At 71.9% G+C, this 7,526-nt stretch carries 8 protein-coding genes and 1 pseudogene; 4 read left to right on the plus strand and 5 right to left on the minus strand.

The genetic code is table 11. The annotated features are described in order from the left end of the window. Positions 1 to 420, plus strand: a 420-nt coding sequence (locus KS423_RS32675; protein ID WP_224283376.1) for a GNAT family N-acetyltransferase, incomplete at its 5' end; no start/stop codon positions are given. Between the two features lie 499 nt (positions 421 to 919). Beyond that, on the plus strand, positions 920 to 2,386 hold the full coding sequence (locus KS423_RS32680; protein ID WP_224275394.1) for an alpha/beta hydrolase: 1,467 nt from the start codon (positions 920 to 922) through the stop codon (positions 2,384 to 2,386). 184 nt (positions 2,387 to 2,570) lie between these two features. Here KS423_RS32680 and KS423_RS32685 read toward each other — a convergent pair whose 3' ends face one another. Beyond that, entirely contained in the window at positions 2,571 to 3,326 is a 756-nt protein-coding gene (locus KS423_RS32685) for a trypsin-like serine protease (protein WP_224283377.1), read from the minus strand. A 339-nt stretch (positions 3,327 to 3,665) separates the two neighbouring features. Here KS423_RS32685 and KS423_RS48185 point away from each other — a divergent pair. Beyond that, a pseudogene (locus tag KS423_RS48185) lies at positions 3,666 to 3,884 on the plus strand (WhiB family transcriptional regulator); the annotation flags it as partial. Positions 3,885 to 4,081: 197 nt separating this feature from the next. Here KS423_RS48185 and KS423_RS32695 read toward each other — a convergent pair. From KS423_RS32695 to KS423_RS32705, 3 genes are all read right to left on the minus strand, one after another. Next, on the minus strand, positions 4,082 to 4,366 hold the full coding sequence (locus KS423_RS32695; RefSeq protein WP_224283378.1) for a trypco2 family protein: 285 nt from the start codon (positions 4,364 to 4,366) through the stop codon (positions 4,082 to 4,084). A 66-nt stretch (positions 4,367 to 4,432) separates the two neighbouring features. Beyond that, positions 4,433 to 4,762: a hypothetical protein gene (locus KS423_RS32700; RefSeq protein WP_224283379.1), complete on the minus strand. Its 330-nt coding sequence runs from the start codon at positions 4,760 to 4,762 to the stop codon at positions 4,433 to 4,435. 179 nt (positions 4,763 to 4,941) lie between these two features. Further along, positions 4,942 to 5,373: an SRPBCC family protein gene (locus KS423_RS32705; RefSeq protein ID WP_224283380.1), complete on the minus strand. Its 432-nt coding sequence runs from the start codon at positions 5,371 to 5,373 to the stop codon at positions 4,942 to 4,944. A gap of 128 nt (positions 5,374 to 5,501) precedes the next feature. Here KS423_RS32705 and KS423_RS32710 point away from each other — a divergent pair, with 128 nt between their 5' ends. After that, positions 5,502 to 6,242: a hypothetical protein gene (locus tag KS423_RS32710; RefSeq protein WP_224283381.1), complete on the plus strand. Its 741-nt coding sequence runs from the start codon at positions 5,502 to 5,504 to the stop codon at positions 6,240 to 6,242. Here KS423_RS32710 and KS423_RS32715 read toward each other — a convergent pair. Beyond that, complete coding sequence (locus KS423_RS32715; protein WP_224283382.1) at positions 6,226 to 6,876, minus strand: NAD(P)-dependent oxidoreductase; 651 nt, start codon at positions 6,874 to 6,876, stop codon at positions 6,226 to 6,228. The two genes, KS423_RS32710 and KS423_RS32715, sit on opposite strands and share 17 nt — an antisense overlap. Positions 6,877 to 7,526 lie beyond the last annotated feature (650 nt).

Here is a 7,526-nt window from a genome sequence, read left to right on the forward strand (position 1 = left end):
TCGTCCCCCGAGGTGCAGGCCGTCCAGGCGCGCGTCGGGGCGCCGCACGGCTGGCGCAGCACCGCCCGCACCGCCGCCGACTGGGCGGCCCACCTCGCCGAGCACCCCCGGCGCCAGTACTGGCTGCTGACGCACGACGGCGAGCCCGCCGGCGTCGCCAACCTGGAGCCGCACCCGGCCGGCGACGTGGAGATCACCACCTTCGGGCTCGTCCCGGAGCATGTCGGCCGTGGCCTCGGCGGCTACGCGCTGACGCTCGCGCTGCGCCAGGCGTGGGCCACCGAGCCGCTCGGCGCCGAGTCCGTCCGGCGGGTCTGGCTGCACACCGACACCAACGATCACCCGAACGCCCTGCGCAACTACGAGAGCCGGGGTCTGCGCCCGTACGACGTCCGGACCGAGACCGCCGGCACCGCCTGAGCCGCGTCCCGACGGATGTGTCCGGAGCGCCGCGCGCGGGACCGCTGGTCAAAGCGACGGCAGGCCCGCGCGGCGGCGGCGGACGACAGCCGCCACGGCGGCGCCGTTCGGCACGGAACCGAACGGCGCGGCCGCGCGGATCGGGCGATCAGACGATGACCGGACAGCCGGTGGAGTGGATGCGGCCGAAGTCGATGTGACGACGGCGGACGAGCACGGTCATGCGGGCACCGTACTGCCCGACACAGCCGCCCCGCCCGGAAACCACACATTCCCCACTCCGCCGGGTGACCGCGTTCGCGGGCTGCCGGCAGCGGGACGGCAAGCCGCCCTCCTGAGCCGGTGGATGACGGGCCATGAGACCGGGGTCCTACGTCAGCGCGACGGCGTACGCCGCAGGTCGGACCGTGAGCCCATCCCCGCGCCGTACGTGGTGCGGGTGCGGCGGAACGGAGACTGGAGGCACTTCCGAGGCACTGGTTCTGCACAGAGGACGGGCATGGTTCTGCGAGACGGACGGACGATTTCCGCGCTGACGGTCGGGGCGGTGACGACCGTGCTGACGGCGCTCACCCCCGTGACGGCGTTCGCGGCGGGCGATCCGCTCCAGCGGTACGGGCAGCAGCAACTCCGGTGGGAGCGTTGCGATGCGGGCCGCCCGGCGGCATTCGAGTGCGCGACGGTCAAGGTGCCGCTGGACTACGGCGATCCCGGGGGCCGGACGATCGACATCGCGATATCGCGGGTGAAAGCGGGCAGTGCGAAGCAGCGGCACGGGGTGCTGTTGATGAATCCCGGTGGCCCGGGCGGCCCGGGGCTGACCATGCCCGTGGAGATGGAGCCGCTGCTGCCGGCGGAGGTCCGGGACCGGTTCGACCTGATCGGGTTCGACCCGCGCGGGGTCGGGCAGAGCTCGCCGATCGGCTGCGACCTGACGGCCGACGAGCGGACCTTCCAACACCCGTACGCCGCAGGGACGTTCGCGAAGGACGTGGTCTGGGCCCGGACGGTGGCCGACAAGTGCTGGGCCAAGGCAGGTGACGTGCTGCCGCACATCACCACCCGCAACACGGCGCGGGACATGGACGTCGTCCGGGCAGCGCTGGGCGAGCGGAGGATCTCCTACTTCGGGCATTCGTACGGCACCTACCTGGGCGCCGTCTACACGCAGATGTTCCCCCAGCGCTCGGACCGGTTCGTGCTCGACAGCGCGCTCGATCCGGCGCTCGCGTGGCGGGGGACGCTCCGGGGGTCGGCGCCTGGGGCCGAACTCGCCTTCACCCGGTGGACCGAGTGGGCCGCCGAACACGACGCGGCGTACGGGCTGGGTGCCACGCCGGCGGAGGTCCGGAAGACGTACTGGGACCTGGTCGCCCACGCCGACCGCACGCCCGTCCCCACGGAGGACGGGACGCTCGACGGCGACGCCATCCGTTCCGGGTACGCCGCGTTCGTCCACGTCGAGACCGTCACCCCCTGGATCGTCGCACTGAAGGCCGCCGCCGCGGGCGGGCCGGCCGCGCCGGCGGTGCCGTCGGTCGTACCGACGGACAACACCGCCGCCGCCGTCTGGGCCGTCTTCTGCGGCGACACCCGCAGCTGGCCGCGCGACCCCGAGCAGTACCGCCGGGACGCGGTCCGCGACCGGGCCCGGTACCCGCTGGCCGGGGACCTGGGGGCCAACATCCAGCCGTGCGCGTTCTGGAAGTCGGCGGGCGAAGAGCCGGCCACCGTGGTGAACAACGACGTCAACGCGCTGATCGTGCAGAACCAGTGGGACCCCCAGGCGACACTGGCCATGGCCCAGGGCATGCGTCGGGCCCTGCACGGTGCACGGATGGTCACGGTGGCCGGCGGTGAGGGCCACGGCGTGGTGGTGGCTGGCCCCTCCTGCGCGGACGCCAGCGTCACCCGCTACCTGACCACGGGCCGACTGCCCGCGACGGACCTGACCTGCGGCGGTTAGGCCCTTCCCTCCCGGGCGCGCCCACGCGCCCGGGAGGGTGGCCGCCGGGCCCCCCACGTCCCCCGCAACGGGCGGCTCCGGACCAATGGCACCCCTGATTCGACCGCCACACAGGACCCGGTTCCGGTCACCGGAGGCGGTCCAGAGCGCCCTGGCCGGCCGGCCAGGGCGGCACCAGCGCCGGTCAGGACAGCAGCTGGGCGGGGACGTCGGTGGCCCGGGTGAACACCGAGAGCGGGTACTGGGTGTCGCAGTACTTGTTGCCGGTGGAGACCACGCCGATCACCACACCACCGACCACCAGCGGCCCGCCCGAGTCCCCCTTGCAGACGCTGTCCGTCGTACCGGCCCGCGGCAGACCGCAGACCTTGAACTGCGGGGAGTCGCCGGGCGAGGTGTACGGGTCGCAGGAGGCCGGCGGAGCCAGCGTCAGCTCCGCCTGCTTGAGGTGGGTGCCGGGCCCGTCCGAGCCGGTGCGCCCGAACCCCAGCAGCGTGGCCGTGCGGCCGTACCGGTAGAGCGCCGCGTCCCCCTGGCGCGCCACCCGCACCGGTGTCTGCGGCAGCGGCCGGTCCAGGGTGAGGACGGCGGAGTCGTGCTCCAGGCCGGCGGTGTAGCGCGGGTCGACCCGGTAGCCCTTCACCCGGCGGACCTGACCGCCGGAGCCGGTCAGGTCGGTCCGGCCGGCGATCACCCGCAGTGAGCCCGGGTCGGCCGCCTCGGCCACGCAGTGGCCCGCGGTGAGCACCTTGGTCGGCGCGATCAGCGCGCCGGTGCACCACTGCTCGCCCGCGGCGGTCTCCAGGGCCACGACGAACGGGTGGGACCTGGTCGTGGTGTCCGACCCGCCGTGGACGGCGGCGGCCGGGGCGGCCCCGGCGGCCAGCAGGCCGGCGGCCGCCAGCAGGACAAGGATCGGGCGTCGGTTCGGGGTGCGCATGGCAGGGCTTCCTTCCGGGGTCGGGTGGTACGTGGCGGGGCCGTTCGCTGCGGTGGGCGCGCTCGACGGTCGAGCGGCCCGCGGCTCGGTGCCGGTCACCGCCGGACCGAAGACTGTCCCGCAATCCGTCCCGCCCGCCAGCACCGCCCGGCGATACGGAACGCTGGAACGGCCGCACCCACCCTGACCTGCGCGTTTCGACGCGCCTTGGAACGCCGAGGCGGGACAGCGGACCCGGTGGGCCGCCGGCCGCCGGGCCGACACCGGACAGGCATGCGTCCCACGGCTCGGGACAGACGAGCGGGCGGGAACCAATCACCCCTTCGAAGGGAGCCATCCATGACCGACACCAAGTACCTGCCCGGAGCGTCCGAACACCACTGGCCCTGGCAGCCAGAGGGAGCCTGCCGGACCGCCGACAGCAGCGTCTTCTTCCACCCGACCAACGAGCGCGGTGTCCAGGCGAAACGACGCGAGCAGGCGGCGAAGGCGGTGTGCGCCCAGTACCCGGTCCTGCTGGAATGCCACCGATACGCCATCGCCGCCCGTGAACCCCACGGCGTGTGCGGCGATGGGGCCGGTGACGTGGGCGAAGGTCAGGACCGGACGCCCGCCGACCGCGTACCCGGACCCGCGTCCGCCCGGCCCTTCACCCCGGCAAGCCGTACTCTCTCCACCCACGCCCCCTACAACCCGCCCTGCTCATCACCGTCTGGCCGCGGCCGGACTTCGTGGCGCCGACCCCGGTCCGGTTCTCAGTCGTTGATACGCCCAGTGGTGTCACCGGGCCCGGCCGTGCACTCCTGTGCGGAGCTGACGACGAGGTCGCCTCCGCCGGGGCGCTTGGGGGTGAGGATGAAGGAGACGCGGTGGGTTTGGGCACGGGAGAGCCCAGCCTCGGTCTCGGCACCGACCACCCAGAGCTTGAAGCCGGCCCTCGCCTCGGCGTCAACGCACAGCTCGACCTCGAACTCCGTCTCCACCGGCCCCACTGCGAACACCCCCGGATCGTCCCCGACCCGGGCCGATGAGGTTGGCACCGGCCAGTGCCAACCTCAACCCGGCTTTGAAGGGCCAGGCCTGCGATCGGGGCTGCGGTTGGCCAGTCAGGCGATGTAGACGCTGGCGCTGACACCTGGACCACCGACAAGCGCCGCGCCTTCGCCAACGACCTGACGAACCCCCCAGCTGCTGATCGCCTCCTCCTCCAACAGCAGCAAGGGCGACAGCGAGCCCGACCATGCTGGCGCTGCTTCCCGCGGCTGCTGGTGGTCCTGGTCGGCACCGGCGCGCCCCAGGTGCGCCCGGTGGTGGCGGACCTGCGGCTGGCCGCCGAGGAGAACCCGGCCATCGCCGAGATACCGGCCGCCATCCGGGCCGGCACCGCCCGCATCGAGGACCTCATCCGGCGCGGACCGGCCGCGCCGATCCGGCACCCACTCGGCGACGGCGGCCAGCGGCAGTGCGGGTGGACAGAACTTAAGCGGCAGCGGCGAATGGGCGGGCCGACGTGGGCCCGCCCACGACGACGGGATGGGCTGCCGGGGTGGGCAGCCGACGCTCCGGCCGGCTTCACGGATCCCCGGTCTGAGGAATCTCGTTCGGCGGTGGACGGCTACTGCTCCGACTCCACCAGGTTCTTGAACTGCTCCAAGCCGCCCCGGACGGTGTTCTCGATCCGGTGGACCTGGGCCATGCCCCGCGGGCCGCCGAAGGTGTCGTGGATGGCCTCCGGCTCGTATTCCAGGTGAACCTGCAGCTGGCTGTGATCCCGGTCCAGTGACCGCACCGAGAGCGTGCCCTTCAGCTCCGGGCTGCCCGTCGTCTCCCAGGCGAGGACCTGCTCGTTGCCGCGGTCGGTGAGAACGGCGTCGAACTCCTGCTGTACCTCGCCGGCCCGCACGTCCAGATGGGCGCGGTCGCTGCTGGGCGCATAAGCACGTTGGATACTGTCCATGAACGTCGGATAGGCCTCGATGTCGTGCAGCCGCCCCCAGACCTCCCGTGCTGGGGCGTCGATGTTGATCTGCTCTTCAAGCCTGCTCATCGCGAACCTCGCCTCCTGGCCCGGCACACCGGACCTCTTGGGTTCTTCCAGCCTGCGCCGCCGACACATGCCCGGCAACCAGGGCCGGGAAGCGGCTCCACGCGTTCGCCCCTACCTGACTGAGCACATTGCCGAGTGCACGGACAAGCGACGCCGGTACGGCTGGCGGGCCGGTCCGGCACCGATTTCACCGCGCGGTTCCCCGAGGTCGCCGAGCGCTGACGGAGATCCGGGGTCCGTTGGTCCTGGACGGCGAGCTGGTAGTAATGCGCGCCGGTGTCCTGTCGTTCGCCGGGCTGCAGGGCCGCATCCACCGCACCCGCCCGGCGGCGGTGCAGGACGGCGCCGTGGCCGCGCCCGCTCTGTACGTCGCGTTCGACCTGCTGCACACCGGAGACCGGTCACTGCTCGCCGAGCCGTACGCGCGGCGGCGCGAGCTGCTGGAGGACCTGGAGCTGGAGCGGCCGCACCTGCGGGTGCCGCTGTGGTGGGGCCGCCGCGGCGGGAATGCCAGACCCACTGGTCGGCAGGTGGCCAGGGCTTTGAGCTGCAATCTTTCGGCCGCGAACATGCCATCTGCGGGGCGGGCCCCAGGGCCGGTGCCCGCCCCGCCGCTGGTCTACGGCTCGCTGGTTCTGTTCGCGTTGCAGAGCAGCGTTTCGACAGCCGTTCGGAAGGCAGTGCCTGAGCCGGATGTTCACGAGAACGGGAGGCACCTCGGTGGTGGCCGACGGGATGCCATCCACCGCCCGCGCCGGGCTCGGGGCTTGAGGAACGCCAAAGCCCTCGCGGGCCTGAACGGCGCTCTGACCTTTCGGCCAGAAGACACAGAGACCGGGAAGAGCGGAGGGCTCAGTCGCCGACCGTGAAGCGCTCGCCGACGTGGTTCACCTCCTCGATTTCGTCGACGAGGGCCACCGCGTAGTCCTCGGCGGAGATCCGGCTGTTGCCGTCGGCATCCACGACCAGGTCGTCGAGGGCGGTGCGGTAGCTACCGGTCCGCTTGCCGGGCGCGATCTGCGCGGCGGGGCTGAGGTTGGTCCAGCGGACATCGTCGACGGAACGGTAGAAGTCGAGCGCGTCGCCGTGCGCGTGCATGATCTGGAGCAGGTCCTCGGGCAGCCCGTCGGCGTCCCACACCTGCCTGCCGTCCGGCGTACGCAGAGACCCTGCGCCGCCGACGGCAATCAGCCGCGGGGCCATCCCTCCGAGCGAGCGCAGACCCGCCACCAGGGACTTGGCGGCCGACACAATGGTGGCGACATGACCGGGGCCGTCACCGCCGCCGACGGCGCTGACAACAACATCCTGGCCATCAGCGACAGCGGTCACCGAAGAAGGGTCGAGAACGTCGCCGGAGGTGACCGTGAGATTCGGGTGCTGCATGCTGAGCTTCCTGGGGTCACGGACCGAGGCCGTGACGTGGTGGCCACGGTCCAGCGCCTCGCGCAGGACACGGCTGCCGATGGTGCCGGTGGCACCGTAGAGGGCGATCTTGGCCATGGGGGTCTCCTCAGAACCGCAGGTGGACTGGAGAAACCACGCTAGGCCCACATGTCTGTCCTGCTGGGAAGGCTCGCGATCCCTCGCCGAGTACGGTCCCCTCCCCTGCCACGGGGGGCAGGCCGACCTGGTCGAACGGGAGCTCCCGGGCCGGGACGTCGTCCCGGGGACGTGGACCTACCAACAGATCGAAGCGTACGACCGCACCTACTACCGCGTGTTCATCGCCGTTGAGGAACAGGGCCGACCTGACCGGCTGCCGACCACCTACAAGCGCACCCACGGTGTCACCTGCATCCACGGCTGCTACTCGCTTGGCGACGACATTCTGTGCGGCGTGGACAGGCACCGAAAGGGCGCCGCCACCACCCTCACCACACCCACAACAACCCCCCCAGACCAACACCACCAAACCCCATCCCAACCCACCCCCACAACAACACCCCCTCATGTCACCCGGCCCGGACGCTGCACGGTCGAGGGCGTTTTTTCCCTCGACCCCAGCCGCTCCCCGTCTGCGGGAACGTGCTAGGGCCTGTGTGATGTTGTGATCAATCAGTGGTCAGCAGGAGATCATCGATCCAGATCATCGAGGCGCGGAGGTGAAGGCCGGCGAGGTAGCTTTCCGGGCTCTTGTCATACCGGGTCGC

The sequence above is a fragment of the Streptomyces sp. LS1784 genome (assembly GCF_020103755.1).
GTDB lineage: Bacteria > Actinomycetota > Actinomycetes > Streptomycetales > Streptomycetaceae > Kitasatospora.

Coding starts and splice junctions, on each gene's coding strand:
- KS423_RS32680 (WP_224275394.1), top strand. CDS start 920: ATGGTTCTGCGAGACGGACGGACGATTTCCGCGCTGACGGTCGGGGCG.
- KS423_RS32715 (WP_224283382.1), bottom strand. CDS start 6,876: ATGGCCAAGATCGCCCTCTACGGTGCCACCGGCACCATCGGCAGCCGT.
- KS423_RS32705 (WP_224283380.1), bottom strand. CDS start 5,373: ATGAGCAGGCTTGAAGAGCAGATCAACATCGACGCCCCAGCACGGGAG.
- KS423_RS32685 (WP_224283377.1), bottom strand. CDS start 3,326: ATGCGCACCCCGAACCGACGCCCGATCCTTGTCCTGCTGGCGGCCGCC.